15 protein-coding genes are annotated in these 22,659 nt (G+C 66.8%); 11 read left to right on the forward strand and 4 right to left on the reverse strand.

All coding sequences use genetic code 11. The features are described 5' to 3' along the window. Positions 1-44 precede the first annotated feature (44 nt). Entirely contained in the window at positions 45-785 is a 741-nt protein-coding gene (locus ABC271_RS05275; protein WP_412923846.1) for an ABC transporter ATP-binding protein, read from the reverse strand. Next, a complete protein-coding gene (locus tag ABC271_RS05280; protein ID WP_412923847.1) occupies positions 769-1,635 on the reverse strand; it encodes an ABC transporter permease in 867 nt (288 codons plus the stop codon). Before ABC271_RS05280 ends, ABC271_RS05275 begins: the two co-directional genes overlap by 17 nt. A 175-nt stretch (positions 1,636-1,810) precedes the next feature. Here ABC271_RS05280 and ABC271_RS05285 point away from each other — a divergent pair, with 175 nt between their 5' ends. From ABC271_RS05285 to ABC271_RS05305, 5 genes are all read left to right on the forward strand, one after another. Next, a complete protein-coding gene (locus ABC271_RS05285) occupies positions 1,811-3,517 on the forward strand; it encodes a glycosyltransferase (RefSeq protein ID WP_412923848.1) in 1,707 nt (568 codons plus the stop codon). Continuing rightward, positions 3,490-4,434: a glycosyltransferase family 2 protein gene (locus tag ABC271_RS05290; RefSeq protein ID WP_412923849.1), complete on the forward strand. Its 945-nt coding sequence runs from the start codon at positions 3,490-3,492 to the stop codon at positions 4,432-4,434. Before ABC271_RS05285 ends, ABC271_RS05290 begins: the two co-directional genes overlap by 28 nt. 100 nt (positions 4,435-4,534) lie before the next feature. Continuing rightward, on the forward strand, positions 4,535-6,871 hold the full coding sequence (locus tag ABC271_RS05295) for a hypothetical protein (RefSeq protein ID WP_412923850.1): 2,337 nt from the start codon (positions 4,535-4,537) through the stop codon (positions 6,869-6,871). A gap of 30 nt (positions 6,872-6,901) precedes the next feature. Beyond that, complete coding sequence (locus ABC271_RS05300) at positions 6,902-9,022, forward strand: acyltransferase family protein (RefSeq protein WP_412923851.1); 2,121 nt, start codon at positions 6,902-6,904, stop codon at positions 9,020-9,022. Further along, a complete protein-coding gene (locus ABC271_RS05305; protein ID WP_412923852.1) occupies positions 9,019-10,941 on the forward strand; it encodes a DUF6541 family protein in 1,923 nt (640 codons plus the stop codon). Before ABC271_RS05300 ends, ABC271_RS05305 begins: the two co-directional genes overlap by 4 nt. Before the next feature lie 86 nt (positions 10,942-11,027). Here ABC271_RS05305 and ABC271_RS05310 read toward each other — a convergent pair whose 3' ends face one another. Continuing rightward, the gene (locus tag ABC271_RS05310; protein WP_412923853.1) at positions 11,028-11,960 is read right to left on the reverse strand and encodes a glycosyltransferase family 2 protein; all 933 of its coding nucleotides are present in this window, start codon (positions 11,958-11,960) and stop codon (positions 11,028-11,030) included. 115 nt (positions 11,961-12,075) lie between these two features. Between ABC271_RS05310 and ABC271_RS05315 the strand changes: the two genes are divergently transcribed. The 6 genes from ABC271_RS05315 (at position 12,076) to ABC271_RS05340 (ending at position 21,582) form a co-directional block, all read left to right on the forward strand. Beyond that, on the forward strand, positions 12,076-12,546 hold the full coding sequence (locus tag ABC271_RS05315; protein ID WP_412923854.1) for a GtrA family protein: 471 nt from the start codon (positions 12,076-12,078) through the stop codon (positions 12,544-12,546). Next, positions 12,543-14,021: a DUF2142 domain-containing protein gene (locus tag ABC271_RS05320; RefSeq protein WP_412923855.1), complete on the forward strand. Its 1,479-nt coding sequence runs from the start codon at positions 12,543-12,545 to the stop codon at positions 14,019-14,021. The genes ABC271_RS05315 and ABC271_RS05320 overlap by 4 nt, the downstream gene beginning before the upstream one ends. Before the next feature lie 85 nt (positions 14,022-14,106). After that, on the forward strand, positions 14,107-15,243 hold the full coding sequence (gene glf, locus ABC271_RS05325) for a UDP-galactopyranose mutase (protein ID WP_412923856.1): 1,137 nt from the start codon (positions 14,107-14,109) through the stop codon (positions 15,241-15,243). Then, entirely contained in the window at positions 15,240-17,246 is a 2,007-nt protein-coding gene (locus tag ABC271_RS05330) for an acyltransferase family protein (protein WP_412923857.1), read from the forward strand. Before glf ends, ABC271_RS05330 begins: the two co-directional genes overlap by 4 nt. 28 nt (positions 17,247-17,274) lie before the next feature. Next, entirely contained in the window at positions 17,275-19,314 is a 2,040-nt protein-coding gene (locus ABC271_RS05335) for a DUF6541 family protein (protein ID WP_412923858.1), read from the forward strand. Between the two features lie 162 nt (positions 19,315-19,476). Then, a complete protein-coding gene (locus tag ABC271_RS05340; RefSeq protein WP_412923859.1) occupies positions 19,477-21,582 on the forward strand; it encodes an acyltransferase family protein in 2,106 nt (701 codons plus the stop codon). A gap of 7 nt (positions 21,583-21,589) precedes the next feature. On the opposite strand, the gene ABC271_RS05345 is transcribed toward ABC271_RS05340, so the two are convergent. Continuing rightward, on the reverse strand, positions 21,590-22,591 hold the full coding sequence (locus tag ABC271_RS05345) for a glycosyltransferase family 2 protein (RefSeq protein WP_412923860.1): 1,002 nt from the start codon (positions 22,589-22,591) through the stop codon (positions 21,590-21,592). Between the last annotated feature and the right edge of the window lie 68 nt (positions 22,592-22,659).

Below are 22,659 nucleotides of genomic sequence, written 5' to 3' on the forward strand. Positions count from 1 at the left end.
CTCGTCATTCCTGACCCGACGTGCCGCGGCCGGATGATTCGCGATCACGCGCGGAGCAGCGCGACGGCTTCCTTGCTGTCACCGTCGAAGACCGCCCGACCTTCGCGCATCAGGATGCCGCGGTCGCACAGGTCTGAAACCATGTCGAGGTCGTGGCTGACGACGACGAGGGTCTTGCCCTGACTGTGGAGTTCTCGGATGCGCGCGAGGCACTTCTGCTGGAAGGGTTCGTCTCCGACGGAGAGGATCTCGTCTATCAGGAGCACGTCCACCTCGGTGTGGATGGCGACCGAGAAGGCGAGACGGAGGAACATACCGGACGAGTAGTGCTTGACCTCCGTATCGATGAACTTCTCGATCTCGCTGAACGCCACGATCTCGTCGTAGCGTTCTTCGATCTCTCGTTTGGTCATCCCGAGGATGGCGGCATTGAGGAAGATGTTCTCTCGACCGGACAGATCCGGGTGGAAGCCCGCCCCGACCTCGATGAGGCCGGCGACTCGCCCGCGCGTCAGCACTCGTCCCTGATTCGGCTGAAGCACCCCCGAGATGAGTTTGAGCATCGTGGACTTGCCGGAGCCGTTCAGCCCGAGGAGTGCGACGGACTCGCCCTCGTCGATCCGGAAAGTTACGCCGTTGACGGCGTTGAAATTCGTCGTCAACGGCTTCCTGCGCACCGCGGCGAGGAACGTCTCCTTGATCGAGTGGGTGTGCCGGAGGGTGAATTCCTTCTGCACGTCCTCGACGATGATGCTGGGCTCGGTGGCCTCAGAGATCCTGGGCAAAGCGACCCTCCAAGCGACGGAAGACGAGCTGACCGACGATCAACGCGAGGACGGCTGTGCACCCCGCCAGTCCCGCAGCCAGCGGCAGGGATGGCATGACTTCGGCGCCCTTCGGGTTCAAGGGGAACCAGATGCCGTAATGGAACAGCTCGACCGCCGGGGTGAGGGGATTCAAGCGATAGAGGTCGAACGCCCAGTTCGGAAGCTCATCGGCGACCATGTGCCACTGGTACATGACCGGGGAGGCCCAGACCGCGCACATTGCGATGATCTCGACGAAACTCTGGGCGTCACGGAAGGTGACGTTGATCGAGCCGAAAAGAAGGCTCAGCCCCGTCGCCAACACTCCGACGATCACGAGGGCGAGGATGATCGCGCCGACCTGCAGAAGCGAAGGAGCCCACCCGAAGAAGAGGGAGATGACGATGAGCACGAGGATCTGCGGAAGCGTGTTCACGATCGCGATGAGCATGCTCGAGACGGGGAACATCTCGCGGGGGAGGTAGATCTTCTTGATCAACGCGGCGTTGTCGACGAGCGATCTCGTTCCGTTCGAGAACGCCTCGATGAAGAAGGTGACGACTGTGATTCCGGCCAGAAGGTACAGGGGGAAGTACTCGACCTGTCGGTTCTGCCCGAGGAACACGCCGATCGCCAGGTAGAACACAGCGAACTGCACCAGCGGTTTGACGTAGGACCAGAGCCACCCGAGGACCGAGCCCCGGTAGCGGATCTGCACTTCCTTCCGCACGATGAGGGACAAAAGGTAGCGTCGGCGGAAGACGTCGAGAAGACCGCCTCGCGACCCGGGACTGGTCATCGACCCGATGTCGGGGCCACGTTCGTGCATGCGGGTTTCGTCCTTCGCCGTTCGCTCGGTCGAGCAGCGTTGATCATATCGGCCGAGCCTGGGTACCCGGCTGAAGCCCAGACTCGGGCGCGCCTCCGGCGTTCCGGAGCCTCCCAGGACCGAGTGATAGCCTTCAGCGGTCCTCGGCCGACCTCAGGGATGGATGCAGCATTTGGTGAAGTATGTCGAGACCGCTTCCGCTTTCGGGTACCCGGCGCTCTTCGAAATCCTCGACGGTGCCGATATTCCCGAACTCAGCCCTCGGGAGCGGCGCATCCTCGCTGGCGCTGTGAACTTCCACACCGCGGTCGTCCCCGATCGTCCGTTGCGGTTCCACGTTTACGACGGTCCCGACGACCTGACTCCGCGCACGACGGACGACCGAACGTTCGACGGTCGAAGCCGAGTCTTCCGCCATCGCCTGTACAGCTTCACGGCGCAGCGGCGGGGCGCGTCCTCGAGCGTGCGGGGCTCCGCGGAATTCGAGGAACTCGTGCGCGGGACGGAGCGGCACCTCCACATCTCGCCGGATTCGGTGCTCGATCATGACCCCCGCAGGTGGGAGCCGAAGGATCCGCTCCGCAAGCTGGCGCGTCGCGTGCGGGCAGGTGCGCCTCTCCTCTATGACGAGCTCCGCGACCTCGAGCTTCGCCGCCACACGCGCGTGCTCCGCCACCCCGCCAAGAGGCGGAATTACCTCGCCGAGTTCATGCCCGGAGGGCAGCACGAAGAGGATGTCCTCGAACTCGCAGGCCCCGCGATCGCGGGCGCTCAGCCCGCCGTGCTCGTCGGCCTGCACTGGTTCGAGCTCGGCGGCGCGGAGCGCTGGGCGTTCGAGACGATCCGTGCGATCCGGGACGCGGGGCTTCTGCCGATCATCTTGTCCAGCGTCGACTCGCACCACCCCTACATCGCGCGAGCCGAACTCGACGGCGCGCTGATCATCCCGTTCTCCGAGCCGACCGCCGTCTCGCAACCGGCCGGTCAGGAGCCACTCCTGCGCCGACTCCTCGAAGGATTCGACCTCCGCGGAGTCGTCGTCCACCACAATCAGTGGTTGTACGACCGCCTCCCGTACCTAACCCTTTCCCGCCCCGGCATCCCGGTCGTCGATTCGACGCACATCGTCGAGCACCGCGGTGGCGGTTATGCGATGAGCGCGGTTCTCGCGGATGACTACATCACCACGCACCACGTCATCTCGCCCGCGTTGAAGAGATGGATGACGCAGGTTCAGCAGGTCGACGCGGCCAAGGTCATGATGGCTCCGCTCACCGGGCTCACCGTCGACCAGGCGGAGCGCCGTTTCTCGGAGCGAAAGCCCGGTGCTCCGTTCACCGTGGCGTTCGTCGGGCGCATGGCGCGGCAGAAGGCTCCGGAGATCTTCGTGGAGGCAGCGCGCCTGGTTCGCCGCGTGGACCCCGAGATCCGCTTCATCGTCCACGGCGACGGTGAGCACCAGGGCTGGGTCGGCGATCTCATCGACCGTGGCGGCCTGGGTGAGGCCGTCCTCCGGCGAACGTCGGCGGTGCCGGTCGCCCAGACGATGGACGAATCCGATCTGCTCGTCGTGACATCGGCGAACGAGGGTCTGACCCTCACGACACTCGAGGCGCTGGCTCATGGTATCCCCGTGGTGTCCACCGATGTTGGGGCGCAGTCGGACATCATCCCGCCCGAGGGGCTGGTGCCGCCGAATCCTCATCGTGCGGTGCGCGAGACGGCCCGGATCATCCTCGACCTTTCCAAGAATCCCGCGGCGCGGCGGAGTCTGTGGGATCACGAGGTCGCCCGCGAGCGAGCGCTCCTGTCCGAGACCCCCGCATCCACTTGGTTCGAAAGGATGGTGAAGGAATGGTCGATGTTGCAGCAGTCGTCGTGACGTTCAATCGCCTGGAAAAGCTCAAGACCGTCCTTCAGCGCGTGGAAGGTCAGACCCTCGCGCCCGCGCGTGTGGTCGTGATCGACAATGCCTCCACCGACGGCACAGCCCAGTATCTCGACGAGCGGGAGTTCTCGATTCCCTTCGAGGTCGTGCATCTGCCGACGAACACCGGCGGTGCCGGAGGTTTCGCCGAGGGAATGCTCCGGGGCTACGTCGCGGGTGCCGATCACGTCTGGATTATGGACGATGATTGCTACCCCCAGCCCACGGCGCTCGAGAACCTGGTTCGTGGTTTCGACGACGCCGTCGGCGAGCTGGGCGGGGACGTACCGTTCGCGTGTTCGGTAGTGGAGTTCGTCGATGGCTCGATCTGCGAAATGAACAATCCCGTCCCGACGTGGGACTGGGCCCGGCTCCTGGTGAAGGGGCAGTCCAGCGTCATGGTGACAGCTTGCTCCTTCGTGTCGGTCCTGATTCCGAGATGGGCCATCGCCGAATACGGCCTGCCCTATCGCGACTACTTCATCTGGTTCGACGACCGCGAGTACACCATGCGTCTCACTCGCCGGTGCCCGGGTGTCCAGGTCATGGACAGCACGGTCATTCACGACATGGGGGAGAATCGCGGGGTCAACTTCGCGATGGTGACGAAGCAATCGCTGTGGAAGTTCGCTTACGGGGTCCGCAACGAGTCGTCGTATCAGCTGCACCACCGTGGCTTCCTCTATTACATCGAGTTCGGTGCGCGCCTGTTCGTGAGCCTGCACCGAGGACGCGTTTCGTGGCCGCTGCGCCTTCGACTCCTCGGGCGATGGCTTGCGGGAGCGACCTTCAATCCGCCGATCGAATATCCCGACCGCGTTCCCGCAAAGGACGACAAGAGAGAGAAGCCGCTCGTTCGAATCGGGGGGTGAGCCGCTGCGTACCGGTGCGGACTCGAGTCTCGAGGGCCCATGGAAGAAGAGAGCCGGCCAAATACTCTCATTCTGATGTGACTTCCGTCACACTGGTCGCATGCACCTCCGCCTTCGGGTGACCCTTCGTCAGTTCGCGAACGTCGCTCTCGCTCTCCTCGTCGTCGGGGGCTCGCTCACCGCTTCCCCCATGCCGTCCGTTGCCGCGGAGGCTCCCATGACAGCGCGGACCGTTGTCGCGTCGCAGAGTGCGTCCGTGCGTCCGATGGCGGATCTGTCGCTCTTCACCCCGGGCAACGTCATCAGCGACGCGATCTTCTTCGATCGCACCGCGATGACGGCGGACCAGATCCAGCAGTTCCTCGAGGCGCGCGTCCCCCGGTGCGCGTCGGGGTACACGTGTCTTCGCGACTGGCGCGACACCTCACGCACGACATCGGCCGACGCGATGTGCAATGCGTATCAGGGGGCGGCGGACGAGCGCGCCTCGACGATCATCTACAAGGTCGCCCAGGCATGCGGGATCAGCCCACGCGTCATCCTCGTGACGCTGCAGAAGGAGCAATCGCTCGTCACCGATTCGCAGCCCTATCCGTCGAAGTTCACGATCGCGATGGGTCAGGGCTGTCCGGACACGGCGGAATGCGACTCCCGCTATTACGGCTTCTTCAATCAGGTTTACGGGGCGGCGTGGCAATTCAAACGCTACGCGAATCCCCCCGGCACCAGTCAGTACTTCACCTGGTACGCGCCAGGAAAGACCTGGAACATCCGCTACTCGGTCAACGCTTCGTGCGGCACGTCGCCAGTTCGCATTGAGAATCAGGCGACGGCGAACCTGTACTACTACACGCCTTATCAGCCGAACCGGGCGTCGCTGGCGGCGGGCTACGGCCGCGGTGACGGCTGTTCCGAATACGGCATCCGCAACTTCTATCAGTACTTCACGGATTGGTTCGGGTCGACCCGATCGTTCCCGGTGTCGGGTGGAATCGGCGACGCGTACGCCCGCGCGGGCGGTGCGTCGGGTTTTCTCGGGCTCGCCACAAGTGCCGAGACCTGCGGGCTGACTCAAGGTGGGTGTTTCCAGCTGTTCCAGGGTGGCCAGATCCACTGGACGAATGCGACGGGCGGCCATTCCACCCACGGCGCGATTCTGCAGCGGTGGAGCGACAACGGGTACGAGCGCGGGTGGATGGGCTTCCCGACATCCGATGAGAACTGCACTCTCGTCAAGAGCGGCTGTGTCCAGCTGTTCCAAGGCGGCCAGATCCACTGGACGAACGCCACCGGGGCCCAGGCAACGCGGGGAGCGATTCTGGAGCGCTGGGCGGCGACCGGCTACGAGGGCGGCGAGCTGGGTTACCCGACCTCGTCAGAGAGTTGCGGGCTCGTCGGCTCCGGCTGCATTCAGAGCTTCGAGAACGGTCAGATCATCTGGAGCGCTGCCACCGGTGCGCGTGTCCTGAGCGGCGGCTACCGCCAAGCCTGGATCGCTGCGGGCCGAGAGTCCGGTTCGCTGGGGTATCCGACGTCCGATGTCGCCTGCGGGCAGGCCGGTGCGTGCCAGCAGAAGTTCGAGCACGGCGGTCTGATCCGCGCCGCCGACGGTGCGATCTCGGTGGTGAGCGGTCCCATCGGCGACGCCTGGTCGGCCGCCGGAGGGCTTGACGGCGACCTTGGGAAGCCCACCTCCGCGCAGGTCTGCGGGCTCGCGCGGTCGGGATGCTTCCAGTACTTCGCCGGTGGCCAGATCCACTGGAGCCCGAACTCGGGTGCGCACGCCACCCGCGGTGCCGTCAAGGACGTGTGGGGGTCGTTGGGGTGGGAGAACGGCTCGCTCGGCTATCCGAAGGGTGACCTGACGTGCTCCTCCGATGCTCGCTGCGTGCAGGACTTCGAGCGTGGCGCCATTGCGGGGCCGAAAGCCGGTCCGTTCTTCGCGGTGATGGCGGGCATGATCGACACGTGGCGCGTCCGAAGCGTCGGTGACGGAGGACTTGGCATCCCCACCAGCAAGGAAACGTGCGGGCTCGCGCGAGGTGGGTGCTTCCAGTACTTCGCGGGCGGTCAAATCCACTGGAGCCCGACGACCGGCGCCTGGGCGACCTCGGGTGCCGTGAAAGACGCGTGGGGCGCCACAGGGTGGGAGAACGGAAAGCTGGGCTACCCCACGAGCGAGCTCGTGTGCGGGATCCGTGACGGCGGGTGTTTCCAGCACTTCGAGGGCGGTGATGTGCACGTCTCGAAGGCCGGGGCCTTCCCGACGTGGGGCGCGATCCGCAACGCGTGGGCGGCGAGCGGGTGGGAGAACGGTGATCTCGGTTACCCCACCGGCTTCGAGCAGTGCTCATCTCCGTCGTCGTGCACTCAACAGTTCCAGCGCGGGACAATCTCGTGGACGGCGCAGGGGGGCGCGGTGCTGCGTCGCGCGTGAGCCCAGGTCGCCCGGATAGGATGGGCGACCGTGTCCACCCAGCTTGCGTCCGCACGCCCGGCCGAGCGCCGCGAGACTGCGGGCCGGATCCTGCCGGAGATCCAGGGTCTTCGGGCCGTCGCGGTGGCGCTGGTCGTCCTGTTTCACCTGTGGCCAAATCGACTGCCCGGCGGGTTCGTCGGTGTGGACGTGTTCTTCGTCATCTCCGGGTTCCTCATCACGGCCCATCTGCTTCGTGAGGTCGAGCGCACGGGCACCGTGCGCATCGTGCAGTTCTGGGGGCGCCGCATCCGTCGTCTGCTCCCCGCGAGCTTGTTCGTCCTCGCCGTCATCGCCGTGGCCACGTGGGCGCTCGGCCCTCTGAGCGCCTGGCCGACGATCTACCGCCACATCGCCGCGGCGAGCGTGTACGTCGAGAACTGGGCGTTGGCGGCCGACTCCGTCGACTACTGGGCTCAGGCGGTGGCCGCGCCCCCGACGCAGCACTACTGGTCGCTTTCGGTCGAGGAGCAGTTCTACTTCCTCTGGCCCATCGTCTTCGCCGCCGTGGCTCTGGCCGTTCGCTCGGCTCGATCGCGCTTCCGCGGCGTGGCCCGCGTGACGCTCGGTGTGATCGTCGCGGCCAGCTTCGCCTACTCGGTGTGGTACTCGATCACCACTCCTTCCGTCGCGTACTTCTCGACCTTCACCCGTGCGTGGGAGTTCGGCCTTGGCGGGATGCTGGCTCTCGTTGGGCTGCAGAGCGTCCGTCTGACGCCCCTCATGCGCCTCGTCGTCGGGTGGATCGGTATCGCGGCGATCGCTCTCTCCGCGATCGTCATCCGGTCGAGCGACCCGTTCCCCGGAGCGATCGCGCTGCTCCCGGTGCTCGGTACGATCCTGGTCATATTCGCGGGTACGACGGGTGTGCGGGGCTCCTTCGACCAGGCGGCCGCCTGGCGTCCGGTGCAGTTCACGGGTGACATCTCCTACTCGGTCTACCTTTGGCATTGGCCGCTGATCGTCATGCTGCCCTGGGTTCTGGGTCCGCTCAGCACGGTGGCCAAGCTCGGCATCATCGTGCTCAGCGTGGTCCTGGCCTCTCTCACGAAGAATTTCATCGAGGATCCGTTCCGCAACGCCCGCTGGCTCACCGCCCGTCGCGCCGTCCCCACGTTCGCGGCTGCGGCAGCGGCGTCCGCCCTGATCGTCGGCGCATCCTTCGCGGCCCCCGCCGTCGGTCAGCAGATGGTCGGTGCCCGGCTCGCGGAGGCGAATGCGTTCGCCGTCACATCGTGCGCCGGCGCTTCGGCGGTCGTCGATCCGTCGTGCTCGGTTTCGACGCCGCCCGTTCCCGAGGCCGACATCGTATTCGGCGACGCCGATCCCGACATCGAGAAGTGCTTCAGCCAGGATGACAACGCGGAGATGATCCGCTGCAGCTTCGGCGACCCGAACGCGCCTGCCGGGCGGGTCGCCCTGGTGGGAGACAGCCACGCGGGCGCGATGGCCCCGGCGCTCATGCGATTGGCGCAGGAGCGCGGGTGGGGCCTGGACGTCTATCTCAAGCCCGGCTGCCCATGGTCCGAAACGCGGCGCTTCCGGCCGGACAACAACGTGACCGCGATCGAGAATTGCGTGTCGTGGCGCGACCAGGTGTCCGCTGCCGTCGTGGATGCAGAACGTCCGTATCGATTCGTCGTCACCACGTCGTACGCGATCGTCGGAAACATGGTGGATGCCGGCGGTGAGGGCACGCCGTACGATGCGTCGGTGGCGGGTCTCCGCTCGACCTGGGGTTCTTTCATCGCGCAGACGGGGACACCGGTCGTGGTCCTGCGCGACAACCCGAATTGGGATCGCTCGCCGGTGCAGTGCCTGTCGGAGACCAAGAACCCGGATGCCTGCACCGAGACGACCGCTCAGGCATTCTCGAACCCCGATCCGCAGATCGCTGCCGCCGAGCAGACGCCCGGGGTCGCGCTCATCGATATGTCGGACGTCTACTGCCCCGAGGGGACGTGCCGCGCCGATCTCGGCGGGATCACCGCGTACCGCGACGCCCACCACTTCAGCAAGTCGTTCGCCCTGTCGCTCGCGCCGGTGCTGGGTCAACGACTCGATGACGCCCTCTCCGTGCACACCGTCCCTTCGAAAGGCGCCTCCGGATGACTTGGACCCCGCTGATCCTGCCGTTCCTCGTGGGCGCGCTCGTGCTGCTCGTTCCCGGGGTGGTGATCATGGCCTTCTCGGGCCTGCCGGCACGATGGTGGGGGCTCAGTCCAGCCCTCAGCGTCGGCACGATCGCGGGAAGCGGAATCGTCTGGGGCGTCTTCGGCTGGGCATGGGGACCGTCATCCGTCCTAATCGTCACCGCCCTCATCGCGATCGCGGCATGGGCGCTCACCCGGCGCCGCCCGTCCCTCGCCTCGCCGACCGGGGGAGCCGCCCGTGCGCTCGTCCCGCTCGTGGTCGCCTTCGTTTTCGGGCTCCTGGTCTTTTGGCGGATGTACATGTCGGTCGTCCCTGGTCCGGAGGCGATCGGCCAGTTGCAGGACACGATGTTCCACATCGACGTCGTCCGATACATCATCGAGAATCAGGACGGATCGTCGGCCCACACCGGCTACATGGACGGCTCTGCCAACGCGTCAGGTTTCTACCCGGCGGGATGGCACGCGACCGCGGCTCTCCTGGTCGAGCTCACGGGCGTATCGATCCCGCTCGCGGCGACGGCGTTGTCGGCCCTGCTCACGGTGTTGGTGTTCCCCCTCTCGGCCGTCACGCTCGCTGTGACGGTTTTCGGGAACTCCCGTCTGCTGATCGGGTCGGTTGGTGTAGCCGCACAGCTGATGGGGGCGTTCCCGTGGCGATTCCTCAGCTGGGGTCAGCTGTACTCGAACCTCATGGCCATGTCGTTGCTGTCCGCTGTGATCGCTGGGCTTGTCCTGGTGTTCCGCACCTGGGCGTCGTCGTCGGCCACACAGCGGGTTCTCCGCATCGCGCTGGTGGGTCTCGCCCTCGTGGGCACCGCTCTCGCCCAGCCGAACACTGTCTTCGCGCTCGTCGTCGTCGGGTTCGCCTTCCTGGTCAACGCGATCGTCCTACGGCCGCGCTCGCCGTTGCGCAAGACCCTCTGGGTAGGGGCGTTGGCGCTCGGCTTCCTGGCTGGGTGGACCGTCCTGTACGTCGCCCCGTTCATGCAGCGCACCGTGACTTGGGTGTGGGACTCGTTCGAGACTCCGGCGCAAGCATTCGGGGAGTTCGCTTCTCTGGGTTTCAACGGGGGAGTCGGGCAGTTCGGCCTTGCGGCGCTCGTTCTGGTCGGGGGGATCCTCGTCGTTCGGCGCCGCCCTGCCGAGGCGTGGCTTCCCGGCAGCGCGCTCGCGTTCGGAGCCCTCTACGTCCTCTCGGCGGGCAGTGAAGGACGCGTCCGAGATTTCCTCACGGGATTCTGGTATCACGACTCCTACCGGCTGGCCGCCCTGGTCGCCTTGCTCAGTGTGCCTCTCGTCGGGTTCGCGGGCGCGGCGATCCTTCGAAGCCTCGGTCGCGGTTCGACGCGAAGTCGAGGCATTGTCTTCGTCGCAGCCGCGATGGTTCTCGCGGTGCTGACGGTCTTCATGCCGGGTGCGTCGCAGCAGCGCGAGTGGATCCGTCTCAGCTTTGCGACAGATGACGCCTGGATGATCTCGCCCGCCGAGGAAGACTTCCTGGCTCGCGTCGCCGAGGTGGTGCCACCAGGTACGATCGTCGCGAACAATCCCTATGACGGGTCAGGGCTGGCATACGGGCTGTTCGGCACCGACGTGCTGTTCCCGGCCATGGACGGCAACTGGCTGGGGGAGTGGGATCCGCAGAAGAAGACCATCGCTTCCGAGCTCACCACCTCTGGATTCTCCTCAGAGGTCTGTTCCGCAGTCAGGGACCTTGACGTCACGTACCTGCTGCAGCTCGACGACCGGTGGTACTCCGCGGGGGGCACGCTGCCCGAGTGGTCGGGTCTGCGCGTCGACGGTAGCGAGCCCGGATTCGAGCCGGTGCTCAGTGAAGGGGACATGGCCCTCTACCGCGTGACGGGATGCACCTGAGGGACACCTCGTGGGTCCGTAGATCGCACCAAACGCAGAAGAGGACGTCCCCCGCTGAGGACGTCCTCTTCCGCGTTGCCCGTTCGCTACGCAGCCGGGGGAGCCGAGTACGTCAGGTAGTTGAGCCGACTGACCTCTCGGCGCGCCTTGAGGACGCCGTCGAGGATGAGGCCGATGACGGCGGCGAGTCCACCGGCGAGCACGATGCCGATGGCGAGCACTGCCGAGGGGAGGCGCGGAACGAGTCCCGTGGCGAGAAAGTCGGCGACGACGGGGATGCCGACGAGGATGCCGATGAGCGCGAGGACGGTCGCAACGATGCCGTAGAAGAGCATGGGACGCTCATGCCGGACCAGCTGGGCGATGAGGTTCAGGATACGGAAGCCGTCATGGTACGTGCGCAGCTTGCTCTCGCTCCCCGCGGGACGGTCCTTGAAACCGACGCTCACTTCAGCCTGCGGTGCGCGCACGCTCATGGCGTGGACCGTGAGCTCCGTCTCGATCTCGAACTCCCGGGACAGCGCGGGGAAGCTCTTGACGAAACGGCGCGACATGACGCGGTATCCGCTGAGCATGTCGGAGACCTCGGAGCCGAAGATGTTCCCGACCAGCCAGTTGAAGCCACGATTACCCAGAGCGTGCCCGGGGCGATAGGCGCTCTCTGTCGTCTCTTGGCGCACGCCGAGGATGTGGTCATACGGGCCGCTCTGGAGTGTGCGGATCATCTTCGGCAGCGCGGACGCGTCGTAGGTGTCATCCCCGTCGATGAGGACGTAGATGTCGGCTTCGACGTCCGCGAAGGCGCGGCGTACGACGTTGCCCTTCCCCTTGCGCTCTTCCCGGCGGACGATGGCGCCGGCCTCCTTCGCGACTTCTGACGTGCGGTCAGTGCTCGAGTTGTCATAGACGTAAATCGCCATGTCGGGGACGGCAGCACGGAGGTCCCGGACGACGGAGGCGATCGACAGCTCTTCGTTGTAGCAAGGGACCAAGGCCGCGATGGTGGGGGACGTGGACATGTCCGGACGAACCTCGCGAGTATGATCTGAGTAGATGGAACCTCGGTGAGCAACCGCCGCCGAAGCCGCATCAGGCTATCACGGTCGCCATATCCGCCTTCGCCGAGAGGTAGCCATGAGCTCATCAGTCCGCGCGCACGCCGCGAAGATGGCGTCGTTCCTCGTCGTCGGCGGAGCGGCCTTCGTCGTCGATGCCGTCGTGTTCAATCTGCTGACGTTCTGGGTCACCGGGCGCGGACCGCTCTTCGATCAGCCGCTGCTGGCGAAGACCATCGCCATCGTTCTCGCATCCGTGGCGACCTACGTGGGCAACCGGTATTGGACGTTCGCGCGGCGCCGTCTCCGTCTGCGATTCTCGCGATACGTCATGTTCGCGGTGCTGAATCTGGTGGCTATTGGCATCCAGCTGGGCTGCCTGGCGTTCTCACGGCATGTGCTTGGCCTGGAAGGACCGATCCCCGACAACATCTCGGGGACGCTCATCGGACAGGCTCTCGCCACCATCTTCCGCTACCTGACCTACGACCGGCTCGTCTTCCGCGAGGACGAGGGTGATCCCGAACTGCTGACGGAGGAGACCGCGTGAGCGATCAGACCATCGACGTCGACGAGAGGGCGGAGCGCCAGCGTGCCGCTCTCGGGAACGGCCGGTGGGAGGGATCGGCGGCGGCGATCCTCTTCACCGTCGTGTCGCTCGTGATCGGGACGCTCTTCGTCCTGGTCAACCCGCCGTTCTGGGGCAACGACGGCCTGAGCCAGTACGCGCGGGCCTACCAGATCTCGCACGGTCACCTGCTGCCGGAGAAGATCGAGTGGTACGGCAAGGGAGACTCGTACGGAGGCGAGATCCCCGCATCGGTGTGGGCGCTGTACGGCCACGCCGCGACTGATCTGGGCGCCAACCCCGAGGAACCGCAGCGCTGGATCCTCGAGCCCGAGCAGTACCAGAATCTCGGGGGTGCACGCTATGCCGACTCGGAGCGCAACCTGATCTGGTTCTCCAACACGGCGGCTTACTCGCCGGTGCCCTATGCGCCGGCGGCGGTCGCGTCCCTCGTCTCCGAAGGGTTGAACCTCTCGGTCACGAGCGCCCTGCGCTTGATGGCGTTGTCGAGCCTGCTGGCCTACATCGTGCCGGTGGCGGCCTCTCTCTTCATGATCCGGCGATCGCGCCTGAGGTGGCTTTTCCTGGGGCTCGCGCTTCTGCCCCCGGCGCTCCTCCAATCCGCGACGATCACCGCAGACGCCTTCACCAACGGCCTGGCGTTCCTGTTCACCGTTCTGCTGGCCAAGACCATGCTCGAGAAGACCTCGTTGAATCCTCTCGAGACCGGGCTGCTGTACGCCAGCGCCGTGGCGCTGCCGCTCGGGAAGCCGTCGTACCTGCTCCTGGCCGCGCTGCTGGCGTTCGCGAGCGTACGCAGGCTGCGTGGCGGTGCATGGCTGAAGTGGGCGACCCTCGGCGTCTCGCTGGCGGCGTGGACGATATGGTTCTTCGTCACCCGAGGCATCGGCGACGTCTTGGCGTTCTACCGGTCCGATTATGAGACGAAGGAATTCGGCACCATGCCGATGATCCTGCATACCTTGGGAGATCCACTCGGGTTCCTCGGAAACGTGGTGCGCACCTTCGTCTACCGCGACAACTTCTTCTTCCTCGACCTCATCGGCTCGTCGAACGTGCGTGTTCCCAGCTCCGCGATGCTGCTCGCGGTGATCGGTGTCGTCATCGCGGCTGGCTGGCTGCCGCGGTTCGATGTCAGCCGCGTGACGCGCTGGGGCTGGGTCGCGGTGAGCGTCGTCTCGGTCCTGGGGCTATTCGGGACTCTGTACGTGACGTTCACACCGGTCGGTTTCTACCTCATCGACGGAGTGCAGGGCCGTTACTTCTTCCCCTTGTGGCCGCTCCTCGTACTGACGATCTTCCTGTTCTTCCCGCTGCGCTGGACTGACAGTGCGCGCAGCGCGCGAGTCCTGGCTTGGACGGTCGGGAGCATCGCCGTGGTCACCCCTGCCCTCGCGCTGTTCAAGTTCTGGTACGTCGTCTGGGTCGGTGCCTGAGCAGGACTTCGAAACCCCCGTGAGGTAGGTTGTTCAAGTTTGGTGAGCGTTTGCTGCCGCCCCACCCGAAGGAAGTACTGCACTCATGGACCTCATCGTCGTCGGCTCCGGCTTCTTCGGCCTCACGATCGCCGAACGGGCGGCCGCTGCGGGCCGGAAGGTAACCGTCATCGACCGTCGTCATCACATCGGTGGCAATGCCTACTCCGAGGCCGAGGCTGAGACCGGAATCGAGGTGCACCGGTACGGAGCGCACCTCTTCCACACGTCCAACCCGACCGTGTGGGAGTACGTCAATCGCTTCACCGACTTCACCTCCTACGTTCACCGCGTCTACACCACGCACAAGGGCGTCGTGTATCCGCTGCCCATCAACCTGGGCACGATCAACCAGTTCTTCCAGGCCGCGTACACCCCCGATCAGGCGCGTGCCCTCGTGCACGAGCTGGCGGGCGAGTTCGACGCGAAGGATGCCGCGAACCTCGAGGAGCGTGCGATCGGTCTGATCGGCCGGCCGCTCTATGAGGCATTCATTCGCGACTACACCGCGAAGCAGTGGCAGACGGATCCGAAGGATCTGCCGGCCGAGGTCATCTCGCGCCTGCCCGTGCGGTACACCTACGACAACCGGTACTTCAACGACACGTGGGAGGGGCTCCCGGTGGACGGGTACACCGCGTGGCTCGAGCGCATGGCCGATCACCCGAACATCGAGGTCGAGCTCTCCACCGACTTCTTCGACGAATCGCAACCGCTGAACAGGAAGGCGACCGTCGGCCAGGTGCCCGTCGTCTACACCGGTCCCGTCGACCGATACTTCGATTACGCCGAGGGCGAGTTGTCGTGGCGCACGCTCGACTTCGAACAAGAGGTGCTTCCGATCGGCGACTTCCAGGGCACCAGCGTCATGAACTACGCGGATGCCGATGTGCCCTACACGCGCATCCACGAGTTCAAGCATTTCCACCCCGAGCGCGCTGACCGGTACCCCACCGATAAGACCGTGGTCGTCCGGGAGTACTCCCGTTTCGCCACGCGCGCGGACGAGCCGTACTACCCCGTCAACACCGCCGACGATCGTGCGGGTCTCCTTGCCTATCGCGAGCTGGCGAAGGGCGAGAAGGACGTGCTGTTCGGCGGACGACTCGGGACGTATCAGTACCTCGACATGCACATGGCGATCGGTTCGGCGTTGTCGATGTGGAACAACCAGCTGGCGTGAGTCCCGCGGTCGAGGTCACCTCCCACCCGGCTGCGACGCGGCTCGGGGGTTCGAGACCACCGCGACGCGCAGACCTCGACGGTCTGCGCGCGGTCGCGATAACGCTCGTCGTCGTTTATCACGTCTGGATCGGACGGGTTTCCGGCGGGGTCGACGTCTTCCTGTTCCTCTCGGCGTTCCTACTCACCGGATCGTTCGTGCGCCGGATCGACGCGGGAGAACCCCTCCGTGTCGGCGACTACTGGCTGCGGCGCTTTGCGCGCCTCCTGCCGCTCGTCGCCGTGACGCTCGTCGGCGTTCTCGTCACCGCGATGCTCGTCTACCCGCCCGAGCGGTGGCGCGCGGTATGGGATCAGACGATCGGCTCGGTGCTCTATGTCCAGAACGTGGTGCTGTCGGGCGCCGCAGTGGACTATTACGCCCGCACCGATCAGACGAGTCCTCTCCAGCATTTCTGGTCGTTGTCGATCCAGGGGCAGGTATTCCTGCTGTGGCCGGTTCTCCTCCTGCTGGTCGCCGCGATCGCCCGTCGGTCACGACTCACGGCGCCCCGCGCCGCCGCTGTCGTTTTCGGCGTCGTGTTCGTATCGTCCTTCGCCTACTCGCTCGTGCTGACCTCGAGCAATCAGCAGGCTGCCTACTTCAGTACTCCCGCGCGGCTGTGGGAGTTCGCGCTGGGGTCGCTCGTCGCCGTCGCCGCATCTCGTGTTCGGGTGAGCGCCCTGACCGGCGCCATCCTCGCCGCGGTGGGTCTGGTCGGCGTCATCGCCTGCGGGATGGTCCTGGATGTCGAGAATGCCTTCCCGGGCTGGGCGGCCCTGTGGCCCACCGTGTGCGCTGCCTTCATCGTGGTCGGCGGCGCGTCGAGTCCGAGGTCGCTCCCCGTCCGACTGCTGTCTGCCGCGCCGCTCCAATGGCTCGCCGGTATTTCGTACGCCTTCTACCTCGTGCACTGGCCGATCCTCGTCACCTGGATGGTAGTGAGTGAGCGTGATCGACCCGGCATTCTCGCCGGCGGCTTCCTCATCGCCCTCTCGGCGGCGGCGGCGTGGGCGCTCAAGCGCTGGGTGGACGCTCCTGTCCAAAGGTGGCTCCGCCGGGGCGGCACCGTGGGGGCCGCCATCGCGATCGTGGTGAGCGTCGTGGTGGTGGTGGCGCCGACTCTCGCGTGGCGTCACCTCGAAGTCTCCTCTTCGGCGCAGCTGGGGCCGGAGCATCCGGGCGCGGCCGCCGTCCTCAGCGGCCAGGTGTCTGCGGAGTTCGGGGCGCCGCCACGTCCGTTCGCCGCGGATATCGCGTGGCCGTGGTTCGAACCGGGGGAGGACTGCTCGCGCGACGACCGCGGCCTGGGGGAGACGTGCTTCCACCGTGCCAGCGGGGTCGACGACCCCTACCGCGTCGCAATCATGGGGAACTCTCATTCCCAGCAGTGGGGCGCGATGCTCGACCCGGTCGCGTTGGATCGCGATTGGGATGTCACGCTTCTCGTCGCCGGCGGGTGCCCGCTGGGTCTCGACGATGTCGGCACGCGCGCTCCCGGGATCTGCGACGCGTGGCGCGAGGGCGCGTTCTCCGCCCTTGCGGACCTGCAGCCCGACCTCGTCGTCACGGTCGGCTCGACGACAATCGCCGGGTCTAAGGAGGAGTACATCTCGCCCGGTCTGGACCGCGCGATCGACCGTATTCGCGAGACGACGCATGCCGACGTGTGGGTGCTCCGCGACAACCCGCGATTCGATTTCGACATGTGGGAATGCGCGCACAGCGCCGATGCCGACACCTGCGAGGTCGACGCGTCGACGCTGCTCGCCGACGAGAATCCGCTCGACGCGTTCGATGACGGCGAGCGGGTGCGAGCGATCGACGTGACCCCGTTCGTATGCCCGGACGGCGTGTGCCGCCCGCTCGTGGGAAACATCTACGTCTTCTTCGACGACAACCACGTCACCACTGATTACGCTCGCTCCCTGTCGTGGGCGATCTCGGACGAGCTGCCCGCATGACCGTGACGCTCACCGCTGGACGTGCCGGATGACCTGGTTCGATCTCGGCCTCGCCGTCGCCGCGGGCATGGTTTCCCTTCTGACGCCCGGATTCATCGTGCTGGCGCCGGTGCGTGTGACGGTCGTTCCTCGCCTGGCTGTCGCCGGGATCACGGGAGTCGGCAGCGCCGGCCTGGCAGCCATCGTGTTCGGCGCCGTCGGCTTGGCCTGGTCGCCGTGGCAGCCGCTCGTTCCGGCAATCCTGGGTGCCGTGTTCGTCGCGGCGTTCACACGCCGAACCGTCCGCACGGCCGTTCCCTCCATTTCGTGGCGGGATGCCGGCCTGGCGGTCGCCCTGGTGATAGTGGGCGTCGTGGCCGCTGCGACCCTGTTCTGGATGCTTCCCGGGCCGGATCGGCTCTCTCAGACGTACGACAATGTCTTCCATATGTCGGCGATCGCCCACATCCTGGACGGGGGCAGCGCCTCGCCGCTGACCCTGCGTTCGCTCATCGAGACCGACACGACCTTCGCCTTCTACCCGTCGGCGTGGCATGTGATCGTGGCATCGATCGTCCAGATGACGGGGTTCTCTCCAGCGGTCGCGGTCAACGCCGCGTGGGTCTGCGTCGTCGTCGGAGTCTGGGCCCCCGGGTGCGCCTGGCTTACCCAGGTCCTCCTCCCCGGAGTCTCCCGCCGGCTGTCGGCTATAGTCGCGCTGCCGCTCAGCATCTCCTTCGGTGCGATGCCGTACGCCCTGCTGACCTGGGGTTCGCTTTATCCGACTTTCCTGGCGACGGCGCTGCTGCCTGCCGCCGTCGCCGTACCTCTCATCAGTACGCGCGTCATCCGTGAGGCGCGGTCGCTTCGGCAGTGGCGGGCCACGGTGCTCGGTGTGGCGGCGACATCGGGTGTGGTGTTCACGCTCGCGCTGGCACAGCCGCGCATCCTCGTGAGCTGGTTCGTCCTCATCGCCCCAGCGGCCGCCGTCGGCGTCTGGCGCGTGACGCGTCGGGCGTGGCGGGACCGCCGCAGCCACCGCCGGAGCAGGCAGATCGCTTCCGCCGTGGGTGTGACAGCGGTGGCGATCGGTGTGATCTCCGCCGGGGCGGTGCTCGCGATACGTCTGCAGATCTTCTCGCGGCCGATCGCAGATCGACTCAGCGGGCCGCAGGCCGCAGCATCTCAGTCCGTTCCGGAGGCCGTATGGAGCGCCGTGCTCCACGCCTGGCCGACGGGTGTCCCCGAGATCGCGCCGTGGGCCTCACCCCTACTGGGCGTCGTCGTCATCGGGGGCCTGATGATCGCGGCGCGCACTCGCGGCCTGCGCTGGGTCGCCGTGGCGTACGTCGCCGTCGTCGTGCTCTACGTTCTGGCGGCAGGGTCGGACGGCGTCTTCGCGAAGCTCGCGACCGGCGCCTGGTACAAGGACCGCTTCCGGTTGGCATCCGTTGTCCCGGTCTTCGGTGTGGTGCTGGGCACCCTCGCCCTGACCGAGTTCGCCCGTTGGCTTGCACGGGTCACTCGGCGAGTGTGGGTAACGCGCGCGGCCGCGATCGGCGGATCGGCGATCGTCGCTGGGGTGAGCATCGGATGCCTGGTGGTGCCCTTCGGTTCGGCCGCCGCGGAGGTGCTGCGCCTCCCAGAGAGTCCCGAGCGGGGCGTGGTGGTCGGCGCGAAGCAGATGCGGTTCCTGTCGTCGATCGGGGATGTCGTGCCCGCGGATCAGCGTGTCCTCGGCGACCCCTGGGACGGATCGGCCTGGACGGAGCTCCTCGGTGGTCGGGAACCGGTGTTCCCCCACGTCAACGGGCAGTGGGATGAGAACAGATCGGTGCTCGCGTGGAATCTCGCAGACATCGACACCGATCCCCGCGTGTGTGCCGCTCTCGACGCGCTGCGTGTCCGGTACGTGGTCACCAACCCCCACGAGCTGGGCGGCGGGGACCCTTCGGGCAATCACTTTCCCGGGCCCGGCGCAGCGGTGCGCGCGGGGTTGTTCACGGAGGTCCTCACGGACGGGGAGTCGTCGTTGTACCGCATCGATCAGTGCGGACCGCTCGTAGAAGAGGTTCCCACGGGTCGGTAAGGCGCCGTGATAGCGTCGAAACGCCCGATTCCCCCCCCCCCCCCCCCCCCCGGGGCCTGTGCCTTGGTCGCCGCACGCCATACGCGGCCGTGCGTGTCGCGCGCGCACCGCACACGTCCCTGCGTGTCTCGGACCGCAGAAGAGCCGGGCCAGGAGACCCGAATGACCCCACTGCTTCCCGTAGCGCGCTCGCGCGCTCCCGCTGCGGCGAGGCGGCACGACCTGGACGGCCTGCGGGCGCTGGCCGTGCTCCTCGTGGCGGTTTCGCACGTCTGGATCGGGCGTGTGTCCGGTGGCGTGGACGTGTTCCTGCTGCTTTCGGGGTTCTTCGTCGGGGGCGGCATCGTCCGCGCGGTGCTCCGCGGCGATTTCGCGATCGGGGCGTTCCTCGTGCGGACAGGGCGTCGTTTGCTGCCAGCCCTGTTCTTCGTCCTGCTGGTGATCCTCGCCGCGACGGCGGCGTTCGCCCCGGTGCCGCGATGGTCCGAGGCGGCCCGTCAGACCCTGGCATCCGCTTTCTCGGTGGAGAACTGGTACCTGGCCGGTTCCGGCCGCGACTACGGTGCGGCCGCCGCGGTGGACTCGCCCTATCAGCACCTCTGGTCGATGTCGGTGCAGATGCAGCTCTTCGTCGCGATGGCCACGGTCGTGGCGATCGTCGCCGTCGTCCTTCGACGACGATCAGTTCAGCCCACGTGGCGCGCGGCGTTTACGGTGACCGCCGTGGCGTGCGGAGCATCCTTCCTCTGGGCGTCGGTAGGGGTGGCGATCGACCCGGCGTGGGCGTACTTCGACACCGTGGGGCGCGCGTGGGAGTTCCTCTTGGGCACGATGCTCGCCCTGCTCCTCGACCGCGCGCGGTCGACGGGATCGCTGATGACGGAGTGGGTAGGGCCGGCGATCGCCACCGTTCTCGCGTGGTGCGGTGTGGCGGCCATCCTCGTGACGGGCCTCGTGGTCGACGGTGGAACCGCGTTCCCTGGCCCGGCAGCGCTTCTTCCGTTGACGGGCGCCGTGCTCCTGGTGCTGTTCCCGGGCGGTTGGTGGGGCCCGTCTCGGTTGCTCGCGTGGCGGCCGGTCGCCGCCGCCGGACTCTACGCATACGCGTTCTACCTGTGGCACTGGCCCGTTCTGGTCTTCGCGCTGCGCCTCCGCGGCGGTGAGGAGCTGGGGTGGCTCGGGGGCTCGGCCGTCCTGGGATTCAGCGCGGTGCTGGCGTGGGGGAGCGTTCGCTTCGTCGAGAGGCGCTTCGCGCCCGGACCGTCCGCGGCGCCCCGGGAACAGTCGCGCCCGCACCTCGCCGATCGGCGCGCCGGTTCCTCGCGTCCCACCGCACGTGCCCTCGGAATCTTGGCGATCGCCGGTGCGCTCGTCGTCGCAGTCCCTACCGCGTGGTTGACGCACGTCGAGGCCGAACGTGCTCAGCTCGGGGTCGTCGCCAGCGACCTCGACCGATACCCGGGGGCGTCCGTGGCCGCCTTCCCGGGGCAGTTCTCCTGGGACCCTTCGCACGGCCGCATCCCGTCGTCCGCCGTCGCCGCCGGCGATACGTCGAAGGCGATCAAGGACGGATGCAATGCGGTGGACGCCGAAGTGGTGCTCTGTTCCTACGGGGATCTGGATGCCACCCGCGTGCTCGCGGTCGTGGGCGGCTCGCACACAGAACAGTGGGCGGATGCTCTGTCCGCTCTGGGCGAGGAGCACGGCTTCCGCGTCGACACGATGATCAAGTGGAGTTGCGAGCTGGTCGACGGTCGAGAGGGCGTCGAGTTCTTCGACGACGCGTGCGTCGAATGGTCCGCCCACGCGCTCGACGCCCTGCTCGAACACCATCCCGACGCGGTCTTCACGACCGGGACGCGGCCGAACAACACCGACGAAGATCGCCAGGAGATGGTCCCCTGGGCGTACGAGCGGGCCTGGGCGCGCCTCGCGGAGGCGGGGATCCCGATCGTGACGATCCGCGACAACCCGTGGACGGGTCGTGATCCTGTCGACTGTGTCACCGCGTCGGAGACGCCGGACGAGACCTGCGGGATCCCGCGGGCCGACGTGCTCGACGAGTCCCCGCCTCCCACCCGGACGGACCCCGCGGCGTTAGGGCTCCTGCCTCTCGATCTGACCGACGTGCTCTGCTCGCTCGAGTGGTGCGCTTTCGCCCAGGGCGGTCGACTCGTCTATCGAGACGACCACCACCTGACCAATTCTTGGGTGATGTCGACCGTGCCGATCCTGCGCGAACGGATGCTGCCGCTGCTCGGCTGGTGACCCGCGGCTACCCGACGGGCTGAGCCGGGGCCAGCGGCGGCATCGGCCGCCACGACGCGTCGCGCGAGATCCGGCGCCCCTCTCGCAGGCCGCGGAAGAGGTGGCTGGTTCCGCGGAGCTTGCGCTCGACGACGACGAGGCGGATGAGCTCCTTCACGAACGTCAGCGCGGTACCGGCAGTGAACGGCAGGGGCTTGTAGACGCCGAGCTCGCGGTAGTACTTCGCGAGATAGGCGCGGTTGCGCATGATGTAGAACCGGTAGGCGTCGCTGGAGGCGTTCATGTGGCGGATGCCCATGTCCCACTGCTTGATCTCGCGGGTGCGCCGCAGGACGAACTCGTCGACGATCACGGAGTCGGTCACGCGGGACGCGAGCCAGCCGTACAGCTGGTCGTCCCAGTAGATGAAGAAGCGCGGATCGGGCAGGCCGATCGTCGCAACGACGTCGCGGTGGATGAACATCCCCTCGAAGCATCCCGAGTTCATCGGCTTGAAGCCCGAGGAATCGAATCCCGCGGGGGCGAACGGGATGGGGATGGCCATCGACTCGGCGACCCGGTACTGCCAGTAGAACTCGCTGCCGTCGTAGTCGTAGCGGCGTCCCTGGATGCTGCGGAAGCGCGGGGCCCAGCGGCCCATGCGCGCGAGGCCGTCCGCAACGACCTCGACGTCGTCGTCCATCAACCAGATCCACTGCGAGCCCAACTCGTAGGCCACCCGCATGCCCTCGCTGAAACCGCCGGAGCCGCCGGTGTTCGTCTCGAGACGGCGGTAGACCAGCTCGGTGGGGAGCCGGTCGCGGAAGGACTCGACGACCTCGGTGGTGTCATCCGTCGACGCGTTGTCGATGATCACGAGGTGGCCGGGGGCCGGCGACATCCGTTCGATGCTCTCGAGCAGCCGGGTCAGCAGCGGCGTCCGGTTGTACGTGACCACCACGATCGTCGCCGACGCCGGGTCGAAGGGGGAGCTCGGGGGGGCTGGGGTGGCTTCGGCGTGCGAGGTCATAGCAGCCCCGATCATAGCTGGCCCACCTGCGTCCAACCCGTGGCCGTGCGCCTGTCTCGACGGCGAGA

It is taken from the genome of Microbacterium canaveralium (genome assembly GCF_047238045.1).
Lineage (GTDB): Bacteria > Actinomycetota > Actinomycetes > Actinomycetales > Microbacteriaceae > Microbacterium.

Excerpts from the sequence above, each read along its gene's own strand:
- ABC271_RS05280 (WP_412923847.1), bottom strand. The coding sequence starts at position 1,635 with ATGCACGAACGTGGCCCCGACATCGGGTCGATGACCAGTCCCGGGTCG.
- ABC271_RS05290 (WP_412923849.1), top strand. The coding sequence starts at position 3,490 with ATGGTCGATGTTGCAGCAGTCGTCGTGACGTTCAATCGCCTGGAAAAG.
- ABC271_RS05295 (WP_412923850.1), top strand. The coding sequence starts at position 4,535 with ATGCACCTCCGCCTTCGGGTGACCCTTCGTCAGTTCGCGAACGTCGCT.
- ABC271_RS05305 (WP_412923852.1), top strand. The coding sequence starts at position 9,019 with ATGACTTGGACCCCGCTGATCCTGCCGTTCCTCGTGGGCGCGCTCGTG.
- ABC271_RS05310 (WP_412923853.1), bottom strand. The coding sequence starts at position 11,960 with ATGTCCACGTCCCCCACCATCGCGGCCTTGGTCCCTTGCTACAACGAA.
- ABC271_RS05315 (WP_412923854.1), top strand. The coding sequence starts at position 12,076 with ATGAGCTCATCAGTCCGCGCGCACGCCGCGAAGATGGCGTCGTTCCTC.
- glf (WP_412923856.1), top strand. The coding sequence starts at position 14,107 with ATGGACCTCATCGTCGTCGGCTCCGGCTTCTTCGGCCTCACGATCGCC.
- ABC271_RS05335 (WP_412923858.1), top strand. The coding sequence starts at position 17,275 with ATGACCTGGTTCGATCTCGGCCTCGCCGTCGCCGCGGGCATGGTTTCC.
- ABC271_RS05340 (WP_412923859.1), top strand. The coding sequence starts at position 19,477 with ATGACCCCACTGCTTCCCGTAGCGCGCTCGCGCGCTCCCGCTGCGGCG.
- ABC271_RS05345 (WP_412923860.1), bottom strand. The coding sequence starts at position 22,591 with ATGACCTCGCACGCCGAAGCCACCCCAGCCCCCCCGAGCTCCCCCTTC.